This is a genomic window from Streptomyces sp. NPDC031554 (assembly GCF_055580685.1).
Genome location: NZ_JBVIKX010000021.1, coordinates 26,246 through 50,532, shown reverse-complemented (window position 1 = coordinate 50,532; position 24,287 = coordinate 26,246). Strand labels below are relative to the sequence as shown.

Annotated in this window: 4 protein-coding genes and 1 pseudogene; all 5 read left to right on the top strand. The window is 74.0% G+C overall.

Annotated features, from left to right (window positions below; all coding sequences use genetic code 11):
* Positions 1–1,939, top strand: a pseudogene (locus tag ACZ5FU_RS34035) (hypothetical protein); the annotation flags it as partial.
* A gap of 28 nt (positions 1,940–1,967) precedes the next feature.
* The gene (locus ACZ5FU_RS34030; protein WP_468645889.1) at positions 1,968–2,468 is read left to right on the top strand and encodes a YbaB/EbfC family nucleoid-associated protein; all 501 of its coding nucleotides are present in this window, start codon (positions 1,968–1,970) and stop codon (positions 2,466–2,468) included.
* A 2-nt stretch (positions 2,469–2,470) separates the two neighbouring features.
* Positions 2,471–2,818, top strand: a complete 348-nt coding sequence (locus tag ACZ5FU_RS34025; protein WP_451530913.1) for a hypothetical protein — start codon at positions 2,471–2,473, stop codon at positions 2,816–2,818.
* On the top strand, positions 2,819–23,635 hold the full coding sequence (locus ACZ5FU_RS34020) for a lonely Cys domain-containing protein (protein WP_469047759.1): 20,817 nt from the start codon (positions 2,819–2,821) through the stop codon (positions 23,633–23,635).
* Positions 23,632–24,228 (top strand): type VII secretion system-associated protein, encoded by a 597-nt coding sequence (locus tag ACZ5FU_RS34015; RefSeq protein ID WP_451530915.1) that lies wholly within the window; start codon positions 23,632–23,634, stop codon positions 24,226–24,228. Before ACZ5FU_RS34020 ends, ACZ5FU_RS34015 begins: the two co-directional genes overlap by 4 nt.
* The last annotated feature ends 59 nt before the right edge of the window (positions 24,229–24,287 follow it).

Genomic DNA, 24,287 nt, shown 5'->3' with positions numbered 1-24,287 from the left:
GGAGAAGGCGGAGGCCAAGGCGGAGCAGGAGCGCGAGAAGGCCGAGGCCAAGGCCGAGCAGGCCGCCGCCAAGGAAGAGGCGGAGAAGGAGAAGGCGGAGGCCAAGGCGGAGCAGGAGCGCGAGAAGGCCGAGGCCAAGGCCGAGCAGGCCGCCGCCAAGGAAGAGGCGGAGAAGGAGAAGGCCGACGCCAAGGCCGAACAGGCCGCCGCCAAGGAAGAAGCCGAGAAGGAGAAGGCCGGCGCCAAGCAGGCGGCCGCCGAGCAGCAGGCGTTGGTCCTCGCGCAGAACCAGAAGGCGCAGGACGAGGCGAAGAAGGAACGGGAACGGGCCGCGGCCCAGAACGAGGCCGACCGCGCCGAGGCGAAGGCCGAGCAGGAGGCCGCGAAGGCGGAGGCCGCCGCCGAGAAGGAAGCCGCGAAGCAGGAGCAGGCTCAGGAGAGGGCTGCGGCGGAGCGCGAGCAGGAGGCGGCCAAGGCGGAGGCCGAGAAGGAGAAGGCCGCGGCGAAGGCCGAGCAGGAGGCCGCGAAGGCGGAGGCCACCGCCGAGAAAGAGGCCGCGAAGCAGGAGCAGGCTCAGGAGAGGGCTGCGGCGGAGCGCGAGCAGGAGGCGGCCAAGGCGGAGGCCGAGAAGGAGAAGGCCGCGGCGAAGGCCGAGCAGGAGGCCGCGAAGGCGGAGGCCACCGCCGAGAAAGAGGCCGCGAAGCAGGAGCAGGCTCAGGAGAAGGCCGAGGCGAAGCAGGCGCAGGAGGCCGCGAGGGCGGAGGCCGCCGCCGAGAAGGAAGCCGCGAAGCAGGAGCAGACCGACGCGCGGTCCAGGGCGGAGGCCCAGCAGGAGGAGGCCCGCCGCGAGGCCCTGCAGGAGCAGCAGCAGGCCCGGCTGGACGCCCAGAACGCCAAGGCCGACGCGCAGGCCGACTACGAGCAGCAGAAGGCCGAGGCGCGCGCCGAGCGCGACGCGGCTCTCCAGGACGCCGACCGCCGGGAGACGGCGGCGAGACAGGAGTACGACCGGGAGAAGGCCGAGGTTCAGGAGCAGCGGGACCAGGCACGGCAGGACGCCGAGGAGGAACGGGCCGAGGCGCGCCAGGAGTACGAGCGGGAGATCGCCTCCGGGACCGACAAGGACGACGCCCGCGAGGAGTACGACCGGCGCATCGCGGAGATCGACGCCGCCGAGCGGGAGGCCGTCGAACGGGCCGACGCCGCCGAGGCCGAGGCCAGGAACGAGTACGACGAGGCGAAGGCCGACGCCCGGGCGGAACGGGAGGAGGCACGCACCGAGGCCGAGCAGGCGCGCAAGGACGCCAAGTCCGAGTACGACCGGCGCATGCGCGACATCCAGGCCGAGTACGACAGGATCGGCGCCGATCAGAAGGACGTCGACGAACTGATCCGGCAGCGCATCGCCGACCTTCCCGAGCCCCCCGACCTCTCCGCCCACAACCCGGGCGGCTCCGCGGGGCCGGCGACCTCCGCCTACTCCTCCGTGTTCCACGACAACCTCTACAACCAGGACGACCTCGCCTCGGCGCTCGGCCGTCCGCAGGGCGGCGGCGCCCTGGCGGGCGCCTCCGCCGACGGCTCCGGCACGGGATCCGGATCGCCGGGGATGTACCCGCCGATGGCGCGTGGCGCGGGCGGCGAGGCCGGCGGCAACTCCGGCGAACGCACCCGAACCGTCATCGAGCCCACGGTCGGCCGCTCCGGCCGGACGGCCGCCGCGCGGACGGTCGACGACGAGGAGCACCGTGTCGTCCCCCGGTCCACGCAGACCACCGGCAGCAGCCCCTTCATGCCCCCGATGGGTCCCATGGGCGGGGCGGGGGAGGGCAGGCCGCAGACGGAGAGCGGGGACAGGGAACGGACCACGTGGCTGGCGGAGGACGAGGACGTCTGGGGCACCGACGAGGGCGGCGCGCCGCAGGCCCTGGGACGTTGAGAGGAAGGGAACCGGGATGAGTCGGCCCATGGAGGACCGTGTGGCCCAGGCGATGGCCCACCTGAAGGCGGCGGAGCAGGCCGCGGCCTCGGCACGCGCCGAGCTGGACGCGGCGTCGGTCACCGCGCGTTCGGCGGACCGGTCGGTGCGGGTGTCCGTCGGAGCGAAGGGGGAACTGACCGCTCTGGAGTTCCTCGACGGCAAGTACCGGACCATGGCCGCCGCCCAGCTCTCCGCGGCGGTGCTGGAGGCCGCGAACGAGGCGCGGGCCGAGATGGCCCGCCGGGTCGTCGCCACGCTCGACCCGCTCACCCGGATGACCGCGCGCGGGGCCGCCCCGGAACGGATGGGTGTCGACTGGGAGTCGCTCTTCGGATCGCTGCTCAGCGAGACCTCCGTGACCCGGGGGCCCACCGCGATGAGCAGGCTCCGCGACGAGATCGTCGAGGACGACGAGGAACCCGCGACCCCGCGCAGGACGGGCCGCGGCACGGACGGCGGACGACGCGGACGACAGGAGGGCGCGTAGCCGTGGCCGGCAACTACTCCGCCGACATCCAGGCGATCCTCCAGGGCTCCCGGCACCTCGCCGACGCGGTGCGGTACGGCGACGAGATGCTGCCCCGGTTCGAGACCGGGAACGCCGCGTACGCGGGCTGGTGGGGCGAGGAGGGCGGCGACGACGAGTTCGCCGACGCGGTCGGCGAACAGGTCCGCAAGGAGCAGCAGCAGGTGGCGGACACGGTCCTGGCCATCACCAGCGGTTTCATGGCGCTGGTCGACGCGGTCGCCGCGGAGGCCGACCACGTGCAGCGGCCGCAGACCCAGGCCGTCGACGACATCGAGGCGCAGGGCTCGGAGAGCGAGAACAGGCGCTGAATGGCCATCATGTTCCCGCCCGGTCTGCGGGAGTTCATCGAGGTCTGGGTGGGCGCGAACGTCGCCACCGGCAACGAGGACCTGGGCTTCGACAGCCGTAACCCCTACAAGCGGCTGGCCGACGACGTCAGGGACCTGTCCGACGCGATGAAGGGGGCGATCTCCACCGCCGGGAACTCGCTCCCGCCGCGGATCGCCGGCGAGTTCGTCGCCGCGATGAAGCTCTTCGTCGACGACAACGGCCACAACCACCTGCAGAAGTTCTCCGACGAACTCCGTGACCTGGGCGCCCGGCAGGTGGACCGCTCCATCAAGCTGTCCGAGGCGAAGTACCAGATCCTCCTCGAGTTCATCCTGATGAACATCGAACTGGCCCTGATCGCCGCGCTGGCCGTCTTCACCGGCGGTACGTCGCTCACCGAGATCGCCATCCAGAAGGCGCGCACCGCGCTCACCATCCTGTTGCTCCTCCAGCGACTGGGGCACGCCGTCCCCACACCGTTGTCGGTGCTGCTGGAGGCGATCCAGGAGGCGTTCGTCTCCTTCGCCTCGCAGCTGATCTCCATGACCGCGCCGGACGACCCGGAGCGCAGGCGCGACAGGTTCGACTGGAAGGACATCGGCCAGTCGGCGGTCGCCGGTGCGTTCGCGGGGCTCTTCGGGGGCATCTTCGGCGAGGTCGGCGGAAAGTTCATCAACAAGTACTTCAAGAACAACAACTTCTGGAAGGAAACGTCCGAGCTTCCGTTCGCCTTCGTCAACGAGGGCCAGGCGGAAACCTTCGCGGAAGCCTTCACCGGCCTCGTCTTCCTGGGCACGTTCACGCTCAACCCCGGCACGTTCCTGAGCGCCGGCCTCAGCGGCCTCGTCTTCGAAGCGGCCTCGACCGGGGCGGAGTTCGGCGGGAAGTTCGCTTACGAGAAGTTCTTCCGGAACCTCGACTTCGGTCCCGACGGCGTCAACGACCCGCCGGGCAGCGGAAACCGGTACGGAAACGGACACCGGAACGGGAACGGAAGCACCGGCCGGTACGAGTACGAGAACCGGTACGACACCACGTACGACGGCGGAAAGACGTACCGGGACATCCGCGACGGCACGTACGACGGCACCTACGACGGCCCGTACGCGGACAGCGGCACGTACCGGAACCCCTACGACGACACGTACGACGACTCCGCCTCCTCCAGCGGTGACGCCGCGTCGGTCTTCAGCGACACCAGCGACGTCTCGTCCGTCTCCTCCCTCCCGGACCACGACACGGTGTACGGCGCGGGCGCCGGCGTGCGGGGGCTCCCGGGGCCGACGGGCGCGGCCGGGCCGTCGTACTCCGACTCCACCTCCTCCCCGAACGCGTACACGAACACGAACACGTCCAGGAACGCCTACCGGGACTCCTTCGTGGACGCCCCGGACACCGACAGCGTCTTCTCCGCCCTCAACCCGTCGCCGGCCGTCGCCCCCGGGACCGGCCGGTCCGCCGACACGGGCGACGGCCTGCCGGTGAACAGGCCCGCCACCGTCGGCTCCTCCGTCCCGGGGCTGCCGTCGACCCGGACGGGCGGCGGCGACCTCGCGCCGGACGGGACCGAACGGCAGCGGTCGACGGACGACGACACGACCCGGTCCACCCCCGACGAGCGGCAGCAGGGACGGCAGGATCCACCGGCGCCCCTCGCGACGAACACCGCACCCGTTCCGTCGACCACCACGTCCCCGGGCCACGCCTCGCCGAACGCCACCCCGCAGGCACGGCCCCAGGGCAACCCGTCCGGCGACCCGGCGGTCATCGCCGAGCCGTCGGGCCCGTCGGGCCCGTCGGACCCGGAGACGGTCGCCCCGGACGGCGTCCGTGACCCCGCGTCCGAGGAGTCCGAGCAGTCCCGCCCGTCCTCCGCGGTGCCGAAGGCCGAGACGGCCCGGACCCCGTCCGACACCCCGTCCCCCTACCGGCCCGTCCGCACCGAGTCCGAGGAACTGCCGGCCGCCAACGGCTCCACGGCGGAGCCGGCCCCGGCGGCCGTCTCCCACGAGGTACCGCACACACAGCCCCTCCCCGTCGACGAGACACCGCTCAGCTCCCGGGCACCGGCCGAGATCCCGGCCGGGCAGTCCTTCGATCCCGGTTCCCCCGACTCGATCGACATGATCATGGACTGGGAGAACGACCGGGACGACTCCGGGCTCGAACCCGATTCCGAGCCGGACCTCCAACCTGACCCGGCCACCGAGGCGCTGTACGACCGGCTGCTGACGGACGTGTTCGGCCCCACGATCGGGACGCACCCCCTTCACCCCGCCCTCCGCGACGCCCTGACGCACCTCGACCAGCTCCGGCAGGCCGATCCCGCGCTGCGCGACGGCCCGCTCGACCTGGACGGCCTGACCCGCCGGGTGCTGCTCCTGGACACCGCCGACCCGGTGACCGACGCGCAGCGCAGCGAGCTGTTCCGGGTGGCGCTGGACCCGGCGGTGGAGTCCGCGGGCAGCCTGGCCGCCCTGTCCGCCTTCCACCTGGAGCTCCGCGGCGCACTGTCCTCCACCCAGGCGCTGACCACCGCCGACGGCGGCGTCCTGGGCCGCAACTGGACCAGCGCCACGATCCCCGACCTCGACCTCACCGAGGTGGGGAAGGTGGCCCGCGCCCCCGACGGCACCCTGGGCCGCGGCGACGTGGAACCCGCGCCCTGGCACCGGCCCGGAGAGCCGAAGCCGTACGTGGTGATGGCGGAGGGCGACCACGAACGGATCGTCGTGCGCGGCTACGACGGCGCCCCGCGCCAGGTGCCCCTCGACGTGTTCGCCGAACTCCTGGCCCGCGACCCCCGGCTCGCCGGCCTGCCTCCGGGCACCCCCGTGGTGCTGCTCGTCCCCGACGCCGGTGCCCGCGGCCTGGACCTCCCGCGCCGGACGGCGGACCGGGTGGGCAGGGACGTGTGGTCGGCCAACGGCACCGTGAAGGTGTCCCCGCAGCGGGACCCGTCGCAGCCGTACGTCGTCTCCCTGCTGTTCGGGGACGGGCGGCCGCGCGCCGACTGGATCCGCAGCACCCCCGGCCAGGTGCTCGACCCGGCGGAGCAGGAGGGCGCCCCGGACTGGGAGCGCGAGGTGCGGTCGCACAGCGTCGTCACCGACGGGGGCGCCACCATCGGCAGAGGTGTCTTCGAGGACTCCGAGGCCCCGCGCCGGATCACGGCGCTGAAGCTCGCGACGGAGTCGTCGGAGCTGTGGCACTACGACCCGGCCACCGGGGAGTCGGCCAAGGACGACGATCCCGTCCCGTTCGCCGGCAAGCCGGTGTACGTCTTCGGCGCCCACGCCCGGCCCGGCGCGACCCGGGTACCGACCACGACGGACCCGGCCCACCACTCCCGGCAGCGGGAGACCGGCGGGATGCTCAAGCGGCGTCCGAGCCTGGCGCGGCTCCCCGAGGACCACGCCGTGCTGATGGAGGCGTGCTCCAGCGCGAAGCCGCCGGGCGTGGTCCGCACCCGCCGGGGCGTCGACGACACGTTCGTCCCCGACCCGCTGACGGCCGTCAGCGAGAGCCAGCACGTCGCCAACGAGACCGGCCGCACCACGTACGGCGGCACCCACATGGTCAGCTTCGCGACGCTGCCGGACGGGACGTTCGTCCACCGCCTCTACACGGACTCGCGGGGACGGCGCGGCACGTGGGTGGAGCACCGGCCGGAACCCGCCGGCGCCCTGCTGGACGACCGCGCCCGCGCGGCGGGCCTGCACACCGACCCCACGCGGCCGGTCACGGACGCCACCCGCGAGCGGACGCTGCGACTGGTGCGCGCGCTGCGGCTGGCCTTCGGCGCGGCGGTCGAGGACGACAGCCGGTACGGCGATCTCCTCGCCGGGATCGGCGCGCTGGAGACCATGCGGGCGGCCGACCCGGCGCTGGGTGACCTCGGCCCGTTCAGCATGGACCTGTTCGAGCGCGCGGCCCACGCCCGCCCGCCGGGCGGCACCGGCCCCGACGCCTACCGGAACCTGCTCACCGACGCCGCCGACGCCGTACGCCGCGGGCCGGACACCCTGCTGTCCGACTTCGTCACCCTGCCCCACGTCACCGCCGCCGCACAGCGCCTGGGCGGCCTGACGGACCGGGAGCTGGACACCGAGGCCGCCCGCGTCCTGCGACTGGACGACGGTCCGGCGGCCGTCGGGGAGCCCGAGCGGGCCCGGCTGTTCTGGGCGACGGTCAAGGCCCTGGAGTGGGAGAGCCGGACCCCCGACCCGGACGCCCTCACCGGCAGGGTCCTGCACCTGGAACAGCCGGACCCGTCCCGGCGCCCCGACCTGCTCCACCTGGTCGCCCGGGCGGCGGCCGTCGGCGTCGACATCGACAACCTGACCGAACTGGGCGCGTTCCACCTGGAGACGCTCGGCGCCCTCGCGTCCGCCACCCAGCTCCGCGACGCGGGCGGCGCACCGGTCGGCCGCCATTGGGCGCAGGCTCCGCCGAACGCGACCATGGCGACCGACCGTGTCGTCGTCGCCGCTCCGAAGCCGGGCGGCGGCTACCGGCCCGTCGGCCAGGAGCGACCGCCGTGGAACGTGCAGGGCGGCCCCTCGGCCTACACGGTGTGGGCCGGAGGAGGCGGGGACCACCTGCTCATGCACCTTCCCGGAGGCTTCCGCGGCCGGGTGCCGTACGAGGAGGTCGCCGAGCTGCTGGCACGGGATCCGGTACTGAACACCCGCCCGACGGACGGCACGGACATCGTCCTGGCTGTCTCGAAGGCGGCCCCGCCCACCGGACCGGGCACCGCCCCGGACACCGACCCGCGCGCCGTCGTCAGCGCCGGCACCGGCCGCGCCGTATGGGCCTCGCAGGGCAGTGTGGGCCTGGCCGCCACCGGGCCGTCCCGGCCGTACGTTCCCACCTTGCTCCCCGGCGCACCGGGCCGCCCGGCCGCCGCCGACTGGGCGGCCGTCCGGCCCGGCGACCTCACCACGCCGGGCACCGGCGACACCGGAGCGGACGACGTCGTCTTCGCGGACCGCCACGGGACCGATTCCCCGCCCGCCGCCCTCGCCGGCCTTCTCGATCCCGGACCGGTCGGGGGTCTCGACACGCCGTTGCCGAGCCTGGACGGCCTGCTGGACGGCTTCGACACCTCGCTGTCGGACCACCAGGAAGACGGCGTGGACGGGGACCGGGCGGCGGAACCGACCCCGGAGGAGATCCGGCACCGGGAACTGCTGGCGGACATCTACGGCCCCGACATCATGTCGAGCCCCCTGTACCCGGACATCCGCGACGGCCTCGCACGCCTCGACCGGCTCCGCCGGACCGACCCCCTGCTGGACTTCGGCCCGCTCGACCTGGACGCCGTGGCCCGCCGGGTGCTGCTCCTGGACCCCGCCGGTCCGGTGAGCGACGTGCAGCGCGCCCGGCTGCTGGAGCTGGCCTCGGCACAGGAGGCACGGACGGCGGGCGGTCTGGCAGCCCTCGCCGCGCTCCACCTCCGGCGCCAGGGCGTGCTGTCGCCCACCCACGCCCTGACCACCGGCCCCGACGGACGCCCCCGCGGCCGCGACTGGACCCGGGGCAAGGACGGGCTCGACGACCTGGACCTCACCCGTACGGGAAGGACCGGGCCCCGGGCCGACGGCAGCCTGTCACGCGACGAGGTGGGACCCGCGCCCTGGCACCGGCCCGGCGGCCCGGACCCCTACGTCGTGCGGGCGGACGGCGACCGTGACCAGGTCGTCGTACGCGGCCACGACGGCGTCCCGCGCGAGGTGCCCCTCGACGTGTTCGCCGAACTCCTCGCTCTGGACGCCGAGCTGAGCGGACTCCCGGCGGACGTGCCGGTGCTGCTGCTCGTCTCCGACGCCGGCGGGGGCGGCCTGGAGCTGCCGCGACGGGCGGCGGACCGGACCGGCAGGGACGTCTGGGCGGCCAACGGGGTCGTGGACGTCGCCGAAGGCCCGGACGGAAGCGCCTCCCACCCGTACGTCGTGCCCCTGCGAAGTGCCCGGGGCAGCGACCGCACCGACTGGATCCGCAACTCTCCCGGCCTGCTGCCCGACCCCGCGGAGTCCGCCCGCGCCCCCTTCTGGGAACAGGACCTGCAGTCCCACACCATCGTCACCGATCAGGGGCCGATCGGCAGGGCCGTGTTCGAGGACGGCGACCGCGCACGGCTGCTGCCGGGGATCCGGCACTCGGCGACGGCGACCGAGCTCTACCACGTCAACCGGCAGGACGGGACCTGGGTCAAGGACGACGAGCCGGTCCCGTTCGCCGGCGAGCCGGTGTACGTCTTCGCCGGGCACGGCTCGCCCGGCGAGACGGCGCTGCCGACCCGGTCGAACCCCCGCCACCGGAAGCGGGAGCGGGCGACGGGCGGCATGCTCAGGCGCCGTCCGAGCGTGGCGCGGCTCCCCAAGGACCACGCCATCGTGATGCAGGAGTGCTTCGCCGCGACACCGCCGGGCATCACCCGCAGGCGCAAGCTGGTCACGGACACGTTCGTCTCCGACCCGCTGGCCGACGTCAGCCAGAGCCAGCACGTGGCCAACGAGACCGGCCGCACCGTCTACGGCGCCACCCAGGAAGTCGGCTTCAAGTTCGAGGCCGACGGCGGGGTCTCCCACTACATGATCACGGATTCGCGGGGACGGCGCGGGAAGTGGGTGGAGCACCGGCCGGAACCCGACGACGCCGCGCTCGACGACCGCGCCCGCGCCGCGGGCCTGCACACCGACCCGGTGGGGCCGGCGTCGGAGGAGGTCCGCGAGCGGACGCTGCGGCTGGTGCGCGCACTGCGGCAGACGTTCGGGGTGGCGATCGAGGACGACAGCCGCTACGGCGAACTCCTCGCGGGCATCGGCGCGCTGGAGTCCCTGCGCGCCGCCGATCCGGTGCTGCGCGACGCCGTGCCGTTCGGCCTGGACCTGTTCGAGCGCGCGGCCCGCGAGATCCGCACGACGGAACACGGCGACCCGGACGGCGACCTGGGGCCCGACGCCTACGAGGATCTGCTGGCCAGGGCCGCCGACGCCGTGCGCCGGGACCCCGGCGCCGTGCTCACCGACCTGGTGACCCTGCCGCACGTGATCACCGTGGCCGAAGGGCTGGACGGCCTCACGGACGAGGAAGTGAACGAAGAGGCGGCCCGATTCCTGGGGTCGGACCCGGACCAGGTGGTCATCGGGGCGCCCGAGCGGGCCCGGTTCTTCTGGGCGACCGTGAGGACCCTGGAGTGGGAGAGCAGGACCCCCGACCCGGCCGCCCTCACCGGCAGGGTGCTGCACCTGGGCCGGCCCGACCCGGACCGGCTGCCCGACCTCCTGGACCTGGTGGCGCGCGCGGCGGCCGTCGGCATCGACGTGGACGACCCGGTCGCACTGGGCGCGTTCCACCTGGAGACCCTGGGCGCCCTCGCGCCGGACACCCTGCTGCTCGACGGCTCGGGCGCCCCGGCCGGCCGGAGCTGGGTGCCGGGCCCACCGGGTGCGGCGGTGGACGTCAGGTCCGCCCTCGTCATGGCGGCGACACCGGACGGCGGCCACCGCCCGCTGCGCCGGGCCAGGATGCCGTGGACCACCGACCCCGCCAAACCCGCCCCGTTCCTGGTGCGGGGCGAGGCCGGGCCGGACCACCTCACCATGGAGCTGCCCGGCGGATTCCGGGCCGCGGTCCCCTACGAGGAGATCGCCGAACTGCTCGCGGTGGACCCGGTGCTGAACGACTTCCCGCGCACGGCCGACATCGTCCTCGCCTCCATGACCCCGACGGACCCGCGGCCCAACGACCGGCGAGCCCTCGTCGGCGCCGGGACCGCCCGCGCCGTGTGGACCTCACCGGGACCCGTGGGCCTGCTCGCCCAGAGCGACCCGTCGCTGCCGCACGTCCTCTCCCTGCTGCCCACGGCGGACGGCCGGCGTCAGCAGGCCGGCGACTGGTCGGCCGTGCGGCCGGCCCCCGCGTCCCCTGCGGACACCCGCCTGTCGCCCACCACGGCCACGACCGGGAAGGAAACCGTCACTCCTCCCGGCCCGCCTCCGCCCCGGGAACCGGACCCGGCGACGGCCCTCGTCACGCCGGCCACCGAGCCGGACCCGCCGTCTCCCCACGCCCCGCGCCTCGACCCCGCCATGGCGCCCCCGCCGAGGCGCCGCACCCCGGCCCGGTTCCAGGACGGCCGGCGGATGCCCGCGTACGTCGACGACCTCCAGTCGCTGCTGCCGTCCACCCTGACCGCCGCCGAGGTCGAACAACTCCTCGCCAATCCGGGCACGTTCGGTCAGAGCACGGTCGTCCTGCGCGGCTCCGAGCAGGCCCTGGACGCGATCGACCGCGAACTGGGGCGCAGGCCGGACGCCCGGCCCGCGGACGGCGCACAGCTGCTGGACGACGTCCGGCGGACACTCCGGGACAAGCCGAAGACGCTGGCGGACGGCGAGGGACGCCCCTTCCCGTACGTCAACGCGGACGGGAAGGGGCGCGTCCTGTGGGTCAGAGCGCGTCACCACGGCAACTGGGCCCCGTTCGACGACGGCATCGGCGACTCGACGAAGATCGACAGCATGCACCGGGCCGCCGCGACCTTCGGGCTGACCAAGAACATGCAGGCCAACTCCCAGTACGGCCTCGGCGGGCCGATCGGCCCGGCGGGCACCGCGGCGTTCGGCGGCTTCGGCCGTCTCGCCCTGCGGTTCGGCTTCATCAACAAGGTCGCCTACACGCTGACCGACCAGCGCATGAACCAGATGGAGACCCGGACGCTGGACAAGTCGCGGGCGTTCCTGGACGACATCCACTACGAGTTCCGCGTCACCGACCCCGCCGGACGGGTCGTCACGGGCATCGCCCCCGAGCCCGGCACCGCCCCCGACCCCGGGACCGACCCGGCCGTGCCCGCCCGGTTCTCCTTCGGCGTCCGCAAGGGCCTCCTGGTCCGCCTGCCCGACAGCGTGACGAAGATCCCGAAGCCGGGCCGGATCCCCCGGTCGATCACCCTGGACCGCAACTCCCAGTACCGCTTCGTCCGTATCGAGGGGTTCGGCCCCGTCGCGGCGATCCGCGACTGGGCGGCCCGGCAGATCGGAGTCCTCCCCGGCAGCTCCGCCTACACCGAGCTGGACGTCTTCTTCTCCGGCGACAGCTTCCAGCGGCACGGCGGCACGATGGCGCGCGGCCGCATCACCACCCCGCCGCTGTTCGCCGACGACAGGAAGAAGTCACCGCTGGGCGTCTTCGTCGTGGAGGAGATGATCCCGCAGACGGCGATCCTCGTCGGCGAGACCGACCAGGCCGAGATGCGGGACATCAACACCTCGACGGTCCGCAGCGAACGGAGCCGGGCCGACGGCAGGAGCCTGCTGCTGCAGGCCGTCGCCGGACCCGCCTTCAACTTCCTCGACCCCGGCACGGCCCCCTTCGACCTGCGGCTCCAGTTCGGGCCGACCGCCCAGTACTCGTACGCGAAGACCTGGTCGGTCGGACTCGGCGCGGCCGGCACCCTCAAGTCGGCCGGACAGGTGAAGGGCCCAAGGACCGCGCTCTACCTGGTCGTGAAGTCGGTGCGGGTGCGGCGGGCCGGTGACAACGCGCCGCCGACGCGCTTCCTCACCTGGAGCCTGGACCGGATGACCAGCTCCGAGGCGCGGCGGCTGGCCGGATGGGACGACGGGACCACACTCGCCCTGCGCAACGGCGCCGCACCACCGTTCGTGCCGCCCTACCTGACCGTGGACCGCCCGCGCACCCTGGGCATGCACCGGGTGAAGGAGTTCACCTTCGACGACGGCCTGCGCACCCGGGTCACCCCGGACGCGGCGGACGGCGTCGGCCGCACCCTGCTGGACGCGTTCGCCGACGGCGTGGTCGACGCCGTCTCGAACCTGAACCAGGACCTGGTGGTGCCCCTCGACCAGCTGCTGCCGCCGAACCTGCCGAAGGGCTGGCGCACCCGCTTCAACGACCTGCTGGGGCGCAGACCCGACCAGGTGCTCAGGGCGGCCGGGAGCCTGCCCATGCCGCCCCGGTGGACCGATCCCGTCAAGTACCGGATCGCGCTCCAGAACACCCTGCAGATCCTCGGTGTGCTGTCCCAGCAGAGCGTCACCGCGAACCTGGAGGCGCTCACCACGGTCGGCCTGCCGGTCAGGCTCAGGGACCCCGACTCCGTCGGGACGACCTACTACACCCTCCTCGTGCAGGGGACGCTGACCGGGCGCCGCTACGAGGGCAAGGACGTCGACGAGGGAATGCGCTTCAGCGCCCAGGGCGTCGACCGGATCGACGGCCAGACGAGCGCGAAACGAGGCGTGGACCTGGGCTTCGAGGGCACGCTCTCGGGCCGCGACAACGACCGCGACGAGGCGGGCCTGCCCCGGAACACGCTCGGGCTGACCCTGGGCGCACGCCAGGGCCGGCAGTGGGAGTCGGAGACCGGCTTCGGCTCGACGGTCACCAACGAGCCGATGTCGGTGACCAACCAGCCCACCCACCTGTACCGCTACGACCTCGCCCTCACCGCGAACCTGAGCGGCCACTGGCGGCCACGCGGCCTGATCCGCGGTCTCGGCCTCGGACTGCCGGGACTGCTGGTGCTGGACGAACCGGTCAACGTGCTCCTCGGCCGGACACCGCGGGGCCACCTGCGGGGCGGCGGCCCGATGACCGGACAGGTGCTCATCGGCGTCCCCGTACAGCACACGCCCGACGCGGACCCGCACGCGGACGGGGCGCTCAACCCGTACCTGTCCGATGAGCCCGCGCCCACGTCCATGACCACCGGGCGGGCCCTCGCCCTGGCGAAGGGCGACCTCGTCCTGCCCGCCGGCACCGGTGCGCAGCAGCTCGCCGGACGGCTCGCCGACCGCGGGACACCGCAGTTCAAGGAGTTCCGGCAGCACCCGTTCGTCATCGTGAACGTGGTGCTGTCGCCCACGCTGGCCGCGGAGGTGGACCGGGTCCTGCGGACGGCGTCGGGCAGCGCCTGGCAGCTGGTGAAGGAGGGCGCCCCCACCCGGGACGCCATCGTCCGCACCTTCACCCCCCAGCAGCTGACGTCGAGTTTCGACCAGAGTTCGGGGCCGCTGGGCCTGGTGGGCAGTGGCCTGCTGGGCAAGGGGCCGTACGGCGAGCTGTGGGGAACCTTCCGGTACACCACGACGGTCGGGAACCTGCGCGCCCTCACCCCGTCGATGTCCATGGACACCGAGATGACGCTCGGCGGCACCCGCCAGGCGGCCGGCAAGACCAGCAACAGCACCGGCTTCGTCTTCGGCGGCCAGCTGGTCTACTCCGTCGCCCGGAATCCGGGGAACGGCCTCATGGGCGCGTACGGAATCGTCGCCAACCCCGTGTCGAGGACCGGCACGTACAGTCTCAGCGTCGTACGCACCGTCGTCGCGGACATGAACCGCAAGGGCTTCACCCACCAGGTGCTCGTGGCCGGCGACGTGCAGCACTGGTTCGCGCTGTTCACCAGCCGGCTGGGCACCGGCCGCATCGGAACGGCCGCGGCGGGCAGCGCCCTCGTGCCGCGTTCCCTCGCCGGAGCCGCGGGGACCGCACTGACCAGCCCGGGCGGTCTGCTGGGGCATCTGCCGGAGAAGAGCGCCCACCGGATGGGGCTGATCGACGACGGGCTGGGCGACGTCCCCCGCTACACGAGTCAGGTCTGGACGCCGCAGCCCTGGATGCGCGGCGCCGCCTTCGGCACGTACGCGGTGAACGCGCTGGACCCCACGGACGTGCTGCTCGCGTTCGACAAGCGGATCGGGAAGCTGGGACTCGACGACGAGAGCCGGGAGCGGATCCGGCAGCTGGTGACGGGCCGCGCCACCCGGGCGCTCAAGGGGGAGATGACGACCACCGGTCCGTCGACCCTGGTCAAGGCCGGCGGCTGGGGCTGGGACAGCATCCGGATCGGCAGCCGGCGGGTGCGGGCACGCGTCGAACTGATCCCCGGGACGCCCGTGTTCGACGGACTCGACCACAGCGCCGAACTGGAGGAGAACCGGCGGGCGATCGAGACCGCCCAGCAGAACTCCGAGTTCTCGGCCGGCGCGGACCTGGGCTTCCTGACCAGCCAGATGGTGTACACCGGCAACTCCCAGGTCCCGGCCGCCGGACCCACGTACACCGAGGGCGGCTCCAGCCGGAAGACGGTCGCGTCGAGCCACACGGTCACCACCGTCACCATCTACCGGGCGGCGTCCACCGAACCGCACGCGGAGGTCGTCACCCCGTACCGGATGCGCATCACCCTGGAGGCCGACGACACCCCCAACACCGGCGCGCCGGCCGACCCGGACCTGGAGGAGGCGGAGTTCACGGCCCTCGACCGCTTCCGGGGCCGGCTGAGCATCGTCGAGGAGGGCGACGTCGGCGAGCTGCGCGAACACGTGCCGCTCAGCCTGATGGAGCCGGCGCCGTCATCGACGGGGACGGACGGGACCGGCACCGCAGGGGCCGGCCGGCGGCTGCCCGCGCCCGACCCGGCGGCCGACCCCGCCCTCGCCGGTCCGCCCCGCCCGGTGCCGCTCTCCGAGGTGGGGGAGAAACTGACGGTCCGGGACGGGGACGGTGTCACGCGCCGGTTCACCTTCCCCGAGAACGGCATGCACCCGCGCGGGATCATCGGCATCGAGAACATCCGCATGGCCGGCGACCTCCTCCTCACGAAGGCGTACGACGTAGGCTTCTCCCTCCGGGCCCTGGAGGCCGAGGACGGTCCCGACGACGACGCCCTCACCGACCTCCTGCGCAGAACCAGGGAGACCGGGCTGACCCGTCTGGGCACCGGCTCGGCGCAGGCACTGGAGGACGGCACCAGCTCCACGGCGGTCACGGCGTTCTTCCCGCGCACCACCGAACCGGACGGCTACCAGGTGGCGGGGCTGACCGAGAAGTCCCTCGTGGGCACCGACACCGGACAGCTGTCACTGCGCTCGGCCCCCGACTTCAGCCGCGCGCTGCTGCTGACGGTCGCCGACGGCAAGAAACTGGAGGTGCTCAGACGGTACGGGGACAACGCCGGCACGTCGTCGTCCGTCGAGCACAGCCAGTCCTCGAGCCTCGGCGGCGGCTTCCTGTACGACTCTCCCGACGACGCGGGCCTCAACCAGATCGGCGCCTTCGGCCCCGGCCCCAACGACCTCGACGGCGACGGCATGCCGGTCGGGGACGACCACCTCACCTCGCGCAACCTCAAGCCCAAGACGGGCCGCTCCTTCCTGTTCGCCGTCCCGGCCACCTGGATCGGCGTCGGCGACGTGCACCGCGGCATCGTGGACTCCAGGCTCGCGAACCGCATCCGGGGCGGCACCTTCGCCAAGGCCAGATCGGGCCCGCAGGCGATGGAGTCCGAGGCGTACGTCGTCACCTGGATCCGGGAGGACGTCGCCCGCGAACTGCGGATCGTCACCGACACGAACTTCCCCGAGCGCGTCTCGAAGGCGTGGGACGCGGTCGAGAAGGCGAGCAAGGCGTGGGTCGACGCGGACAAGGCCTACTGGAAGAAGCGGCGCGCCTCCGGCGGACTGCACGCGGACCTCGACGCCGCACAGGCCTCCCTCGACAAGGCCGCCGGGATCGCCCGCGCGGCGTCCCGCCCGGTCGACCTCGCCCGGACGGGCGTCGAGGACGCGGACAGGGCCCTGACACAGGCCGAGGCCGACGCACGCCGGGACCACGGCGTCGCGGACGCGAACGTGGCCGCCGCGCGGGCCGAGGCCGACGCGTTCGCCGCCGACGAGTACGCCCAGCCCGAGCACGACGGCTGGGCGGAGTTCCTGCGGGACGAGCAGGACGCCGCTCTGGCCCGCCTGGCCGACGCGCAGGAGGCCGCCCGGAAACTGCGGAAGGCGGCCGACCTGCGGCTGGAGACCGCGCGCACCGAGAAGGCGTCGGCCGACGGGCGGCTCGACGCGGCCCTGCTGTCCGCGAAAGCGCCCGGCCGGGCTCTCGACGAGGCCACCGCCCGCCGGGACACGGCACGCGACGCCTTCGACACCCGGCGCGCCGAACTGGACGCGCTCAAGGACACGGCGGAGAAGGCCGCCGCGGAGTACCACCGGGTGCGGGCCGGGACGGACCAGCTCACCCGCTGGCACCGGCTCGCGGCCACCGAGGAGGGCCGGAAGGAACTGGACGGCCTCGCCGAGCCGCCCGCGGTGACCTACCAGGCCCCGCCCAGGAAACCCGTGGCCAAGCCCCCGGCCCCGCCCCGCTACACCAGGACCGGCGAGGCACCGGACACCGTCCTCACATCACCCACGGGCGAGACGTACACGCTCCACGACGTGCCGGAGGACGGCGACGCCTTCTTCCGCGCGCTCGCCGAGGGCCTCGAACGCGCCGCTCCGGGGCTGCTGGCCGCGCAGGGCATCGACCTCACCGACCTGCGGGCGATGTCCGAGATGCGTCGCAGGACGGCCTCCTGGCTCACCGACCACGCCGACGAGGACCTGCTGGCCGTTGTCGCCCCCGACCACACCGACACCTTCAGCGCGCAGGAGATCGCCGCGGCGGGCCTGGACCTCGGAACGGACACCCCCGCACGCCGTGAGTTCGACGGCCTCGGCGGTCTGATCCCGCACGTCGCCGAGCTGTCCCCCGAGGTACGGGCCGAACTGGCGATCACCCAGCTCCTCCGCCGGGGCGACGCCCCGTCCGAGGCCGGCTGGAACCACGCGGCGGCGGACCTGCTCCCCCTGCTCGCCGCACGCACCTTCGGCGTGCGCGTCACGGTGGTCGGGAGCGACGGCGGCTTCCAGGACTTCGCTCCCGAGGACCCGAGGGGCACCGGCAGCCTTCGGGCACTCGTCGGCGCCTCCCCCCACTCCGGCGCACACGTGGTCCTGAGCCTCGACAACCGCCACTACCAACTGGCCCTGCCGACCAAGCCGGACCCGAAGCCGGACCCGAAGCCGGACCCGAAGCTCCCGGCTCCGGAGCCGGAGCCGGACCCGAAGCCGAAATCAGAGCCGAAGCCGGACCCGGAGCCGAAACCGGACCCGTCTCAGAAGGACGGCAAGAAGGGCTCCGAGTCGGAGAGCGACAGCGGTCGGGCGAGAGGCCGTCGGGTGCCGGTGCCCGGTACGGGGGAGTGCCTCCTGTACTCCTTCATGGCCGGCGACCCCGTGCACATCCGCAGCCGTACGGGCGGCCTCGCCGCCACCGACCGCGCCGCGTACGACCTGCTCGGGGACCCCGACGCCGTACGCGCCGAACTGCGTCACCAGACCGAGGTCCGCGCCAGGACCGGCAAGGCCCCGACCGGTCCCTCACAGGCCGCGCTCCGGGCCATGCGGTCCTACCTGGAGGACTACGTGGTCCGCAGCGCGGGGCGGCTGCACCCGCAGATCGTCGGCCAGTTCCGGCAGACGGTCGCCGACGCGTTCACCGCACGCGTCCAGGGGATGGACCGGGCCGGGATGCTCGCCCTCCTCGCCCACCACGGCGTACGGCACGCCCCCGCCCCCGAGGCCCTCGACCCCGCCGAACTGCTGAGCCGGTACGTCGACGCCCGCCTGGCGTCCCGGCCCGCCGGCCCGGGCGTCTCCCCGCGGGACGCCCGGGCCGTCGTGGAGGCGGAGGCCGAGGACCTGAGCCCGCGTCGGATGTTCGAGCACCTCGAGCGGCACGGCCTGCTGCCGACGCCCGACGACCTCGACGACCACGCACTGCGCCGTCTGCTCGGCACCGCCTACACCCAGAGCACCGCGCCGCTGGACGACACGGAACTGCCCACGCTGCTGGACGCCGTCGTCAACTGGGAGCGGCGCTGGGGGACTCCGGCGGGAGAAGTCTTCCTTCCTCTTCTCGCGCACGCGTTCGGCCTGCGGGTCGACGTGGTGCGGTCGCTCCCGTCGGGTGCCCGGAGGGTCGGCAGCGCCGGGCCCGACGACGCCACGCGGCAGACGGAGGTCTACTACAACGGCAGCGACCACTACGACGGCAGCGACGCCGGAGCCCGCGACCGGTTCGGCGCCCCGGTCCTCCCGAAGCGGATCAAGGACGAGGAGCGCGACCGGGACGGCGACGTGCGGCTCAACCCCCTGTGGGTGCCGCTGGACGAGGTCGACCCGGACCTGCTGATCACCGGCAACCGGGACGCCGTATGGCTGTACACGGTCACCGATGACGGGCGGGTGATCCTGGGCACGGAGGACCTGAGCGGGATCGTCACGCCGGAGCAGTTCGACGCGCTGCTGGCGGGGATGCGGGAGAAGGACCCCGACCTGACGGCGGAGTCGCTGCGCGCGACGCTGGACGGCCTGGGGCACACCGGCATCGCCGCCGGTTTCGACGACGGCGGCGGCCGGACGGCGGATCCGACGGCGGTCCGGGCGGCCGGCCGGACGCTGCCGGGCCGCAGCCGGGTGTCCGGCGAGTTCCGCTGGAACGAGAAGCTGCGGTCCTGGGTGGTCAACGACAAGTCGGGCCGCTACATGAGCGAGACGGTCCGCCCGGGTCTGGACGCCGCGGAAGCCGCCGACTGGCTGACCAACGTGGCGGCCCTGTTCAGCGACCGGCTGGGCGTCGTCGTCCGCACCGACCAGGTGAAGACCGCCGCGGCCGTGCCCGCGCCTCCGCCCGCGCCGGAGTCCGCCCCCGGGCCGCCGAGGACGCGGACGGCGGCACTGGGCCCCGACGAGCACGACCCGGCCCGCCCGACATCCCGGCCGGCACCCGACACCGAAGACGACGCGTTCGACGCGTTCGACGCGTTCGACGCGATCGACGCGATCGACGTGGACGAGGTGATCGACGACGACGTCGAGAACAGCGACGACGACGTCGAGAACGACGGCGTCGAGCACGCGGCGGTGTCGGACGACGCCGGGTCAGCCCCGGTGCCTCCGCCGTCCCGGTCCCGGGTCGCCTTCGAGCACCGCCACCGGGAGGTCACCGACCCGGTCCAGCGCCGCCGACTGGCCGATCTGGCCGAGCAGGTCGTGCTGTCCGGCCTGCGGGACCTCAGGGCCGGTCTCCGGCTTCCCGGGATCACCGTCACCGGTTACAGCAACGGCCCGCGCTTCGCGCTGTCCGGCGGCGCGGTCGAGCACGCCGAGACGGTCGGCCGGCAGCGGGCGCAAGCCGTGCGGGACCTCCTCCTCGACGAGATCCGGCGTCAACTGGAGCGCAACGAGCGGGCCGTGCGCGACGTCGCGGAGGTGCGCGGCCGCGCGGTCCGGGCCGAGGACTTCCCGATCACCACGCAGAGCGGCGGCCGGGACATCGGCGCCGTCGGCCCGATCGACGGCGCCACCGGGCGGACGGCACGGCGGCAGGCGGTCATCACGGTCGATCGTTCCCCCCTGTCGGGAGCCGTGGCCCGGCTGGCGGAACTGAGCCCGGAGGATTTCGGCCGGGTGGACTACTTCACCGGCCCGGACCGGCTCGCCAGGAAACTCCTGCACCTCGACGACAACCCCGGGGACGACCCCGATTCGGACGACGACAGCGACTCGGACGACGACAGCGACAGCGGCTCGGACGTGAGCTCGAACGGCGAGTCCGCGCACCCCGCCCCCGCACCGGTGCGCTTCGACGTCGACGACCTGTCGAACCGCGTACGCCGCCTGTACGAACTGGTGGACGACGCGATGGCGGCCGGCCGGGCGACCAGCCCGGCGTCGCTGACCGCGTACCACCTCGGCAAGCAGGGCCTGCTGTCCGACGCCACCCGCCTGACCGCCCCGGACGGCACCCCGCTCGGCCGCAACTGGACGGGCCGGCCCGCCCGGGAGGTGGACGTCTCCTCGTACGACGTGGTGGACGGCGACGACCGCGCCCCCCGCCCGTCGCCGTGGGCGCGCCGGCCCGGCGCCCCTCTCCCGTACGTGATCGGGACGAGGAACGGCGACCACACCAAGGTCGGGCTGAGTCTGCCGGACGGCGGCAAGCGGTGGCGGCTGTCGTCGGAGGAGCTCGCCGAACTGCTGGCGCAGGACGCGGAACTGGCGGGCCGTGAGGACGCAGCCGAGGTGGTGCTCGTCTCGCCGAACGCCGGCGCCATGGGGCTGGACCTGCCGCGCAGGGCCGCGGCCCGGGCCCGCAGGACGCTGTGGTCGCACAGCGGCGAGATCGCCCTGAAGCCGCACCCCGACACCGGCCGGCACCGCGTCGAGGTGACCGACGACCGGGTCGTCGGCGACGGGTCGCCGGACGAGCTGCCGGGTGAGCCGATGGGCGAGTGGATCGTCAGCGACCCCGACGACCTGGGACCGGACGGGGGAGTGCCGGAACCCGCGGAAGGCGTCCTGCGCACGATCGACGGCAGGACCCTCCGGGACGCGGACGTCAGGTCGGTCACCCTCACCGACGAGGGCCGGCCCGTCGGCCGTGCGGTGGTCGACGGCTCGGACCTGTCCCGGCGCGAGCCGTGGCTCCAGGAACTGACCCGGTCGACGCAGTGGTCCGTCTACGACCCGGTCACCGGTGAACCGGTCGGGAGCCCCCGGCCGGTGCCGTGGAAGGGACGCAAGCCCTACTTCTTCCTGGTCCACGGCCTGCCGGGGCAGACCCTCATGGTCGAGAACATGCTCCAGAACAATGTTCCGGTCCGGGGCGCGGAAACCGGCGGCTACCTCCGGCGGCGCCGCAGCGTGACCCGGCTGGACCGGGCCACCCCTCTCGTGTTCCTGTCGTGCTGGGGGAGCGGACCGGAGGGACACACCGCCGCCGCCCTCAGGCGCAGCCGCCCCTTCGTCCCCGATCCGCTCGCCGTCTCGTCGGCGGCCCAGGACGTCTCCAACGTGACGCGACGCGACGTCTACGCCCCGGACCGGGAGCACTGGAGCCGCTACGCGAACGGGAAGCTGTACGACCACGGCATCCCCACGACCCCGGCGAACGACCCCGTGGACATGGTGAAGCTGCGCCCCGAACCGACCCCGGACGAACTCGACGCCCTCGCCGCGCGGGCCGGTCTGGAGACCTCCCCGGACTTCACCCCGGCCATGGCCCGGGACACGACGCTGCGCCTGGTCCGTGCCCTCCGGGCGACGTTCGGCGTCGACGTGGAGGACGACAAGGACGTCCCGCCCGGCACGTACCACCGGCTGCTGCGCGGCATCGGCGCCCTGGAGGTCATGCGCCGCCGGGACGAGGACCTGCGGGAGCACGGCGAGCTGACGCTCGGCCTGCTCGACCGGGTCACCCGCGCGCACCACGGCCTGACGACCGCCCCCGGCACCCGGCCCGCACCGCCGGACCCCGCCGACGTACGGACGATGCTCGAAGCCGCGTCGGCGCGGCTGTCCACCGACCCCCGTTCCGCACTGCCCGATTTCGCCACCCTGCCCTCGGTCGACCGGGCCCGCGAACTGATCGGCCGGCACGACCCGGACCGGTGGACCCGCCAGGTGCTGGGACTGCGCGCGTCGGCGCACGTCACCGCGGCCGACCGGCAGAACGCGCTGTGGGCCACGGTCGAGGCCGTGGAGAGCGTGGAGAACCGTCCCGACCCCGACGCCCTGGCGGTGAAGGTGCTCCACCTGGGCGCCGGCACGGATCCGCGGGACGAGGCCGTGCGGGTGGACCTCCTGCGGACGGCGGCCACGGCGGCGGCCCTCGGCCGCGACGCCCACGACCCCACCGCGCTCGCCGCGTACGACCTCGAACGCAACGGCGCGCTGGACGACCGCACCCTCATCACCTCCGTGAACGGCGTCGGCGTCGGCCGCAGTTGGACGGGTAAGCCCACCCCGAGCCGCATGTGGGCGGACCGCTACGTGATCTCGCCCGACGGTGGCCTGGGCAACAGCCGCGGGGCCCTGGCGCCCTGGCACAGGAAGGGTGCCGGGAAGAGCGCCCATCCCGGCGCGTACGTACTGGACATGAGCGGCACCACGCCGGGACGGGCCGACATGCCCTGGCCGGACGGCACCACCCGCCCGGTGCCCTACGACGAGATCGCCGAACTGCTCTCCCACGACCCCGTTCTGGCGCAGCTGGACCGCGACGTCACGGTCGTCCCCGTCGGGACGGGCGAAGGGGACACCGGCCTGGCCGAGGCGATCGCCGCCCGGACGGGAGCCGCCCGGACCGTGTGGCTGCCGACGCGGCCCCTGCGGCTCCTCGACCGGCGGCCGGCGGTGCACGAGAGCCTTCTCGTGCTGACCTCGGCCCAGGACGACACCGCAGCGCACTGGTCGCGGACCGAACCGCCCGCGTTGACGGACCGACCCTCTGAGGCCGCCCCCGATGTCATCACGGCCGACGACGGCACCCCGCCCCAGGCGCCGCCCTCGGAGGAGGCCCGACGCCGGTGGATCGCCGGCCGGGTGAGCACGGACGATCTGCCCGGCGACCCGCCGGGGTTCACCGGCGCCGAGACCGTCACCCTGGCCGAACTGAGGGACGCGGGCGTCGGGATCACCCCTGGAATGGACGTCGAGGCACAACTCGGCGGTGGCGTGCGGGGCAGCGCACTGGCACCGCTCGACCAGGTGCGGCTGCTGCTGGCCCGCCCCGGCCCGTGGCCCGACGGCCTCGACGCCGTCGCGGCCACCGTGTCGCGCCGCCTCTGGCGCTCGGCCTTCACGGACTTCGAGAACACGACCCCGGGGCCGGACGCCGCCCGCGCCTGGGACACGGCCCTCGGGCTGCTCCTGCCGGGCGAACGGGACTCCGTGCTCGCGGACCGGCGGTACGCGGGGGAGGCCTTCCGCGCCGCGGTGCACCGGCTCGCCGTCCTCCTGGCGACGGAGGGAACGGACCCCCGGACGGCCGAGCTCCTCGCCGCACGGCTCCGGACGGGTCTCGGACCGCCGCCCCTCACGACGGACGGTCCGGACGCACGGCAGGCGGAACAGGAGGACGTATGACAGTCGACGAGCCGAACGACCGGAGCGGGACGACGGTGACGCCCACACCCCCCGAGGACGTCGTCGAGGCCGCACGGCTCGCGCCGGAGCACTGGATCAGCATGGTCGACCCCGGCTGGGACGGCGAGGGCGCGCCGCCCGACCGGGTCGTGGTCGGCCGCTGGCGCACGGGAGCGACCGGCGAGATCGAGGAGTGGGAGGACAACGAGGCGTACCGGCCCTCCCCGGAAGCGCTCGGCTGGCCCGAGGCCACCGACGACGTCGACGAAGCCCTCCGGCTCGCGGTCACCGGCTACGGACCGGCCGAGGCCGTCCCCCGTGCCCTGGCCGCCGCGGAGGTGGCGGTGCTGACCCTGCCGGACGGGACACCGGTGACCGCAGCCGTGGCGGACGGCGGGCTCGTCGTCCCGGTCTTCACCGCCCCGCCCCACCTCGACGCCGTGGGCGGCTTCGCCTTCGAACACGTCACCGTCGCGGACCTCCTGGACCGGCTGCCGCCCGGCCACGCGCTCTACGTCAACCCGGCCGGCCCGGCGGGCACCGTGCTGGAGGCCGACCTCCTCAGGGCCCACCTCCCCGGCACCCGCCGATGACACCGGCCGGAGCCCGGCACGGGCCGTCACCGGTACCGGACCGGTGGCGGCCAGGTACC

Bases quoted from the DNA above. Each gene is read 5' to 3' on its own strand.
- ACZ5FU_RS34030 (WP_468645889.1), top strand. From the start codon at position 1,968: ATGGAGGACCGTGTGGCCCAGGCGATGGCCCACCTGAAGGCGGCGGAG.
- ACZ5FU_RS34020 (WP_469047759.1), top strand. From the start codon at position 2,819: ATGGCCATCATGTTCCCGCCCGGTCTGCGGGAGTTCATCGAGGTCTGG.
- ACZ5FU_RS34015 (WP_451530915.1), top strand. From the start codon at position 23,632: ATGACAGTCGACGAGCCGAACGACCGGAGCGGGACGACGGTGACGCCC.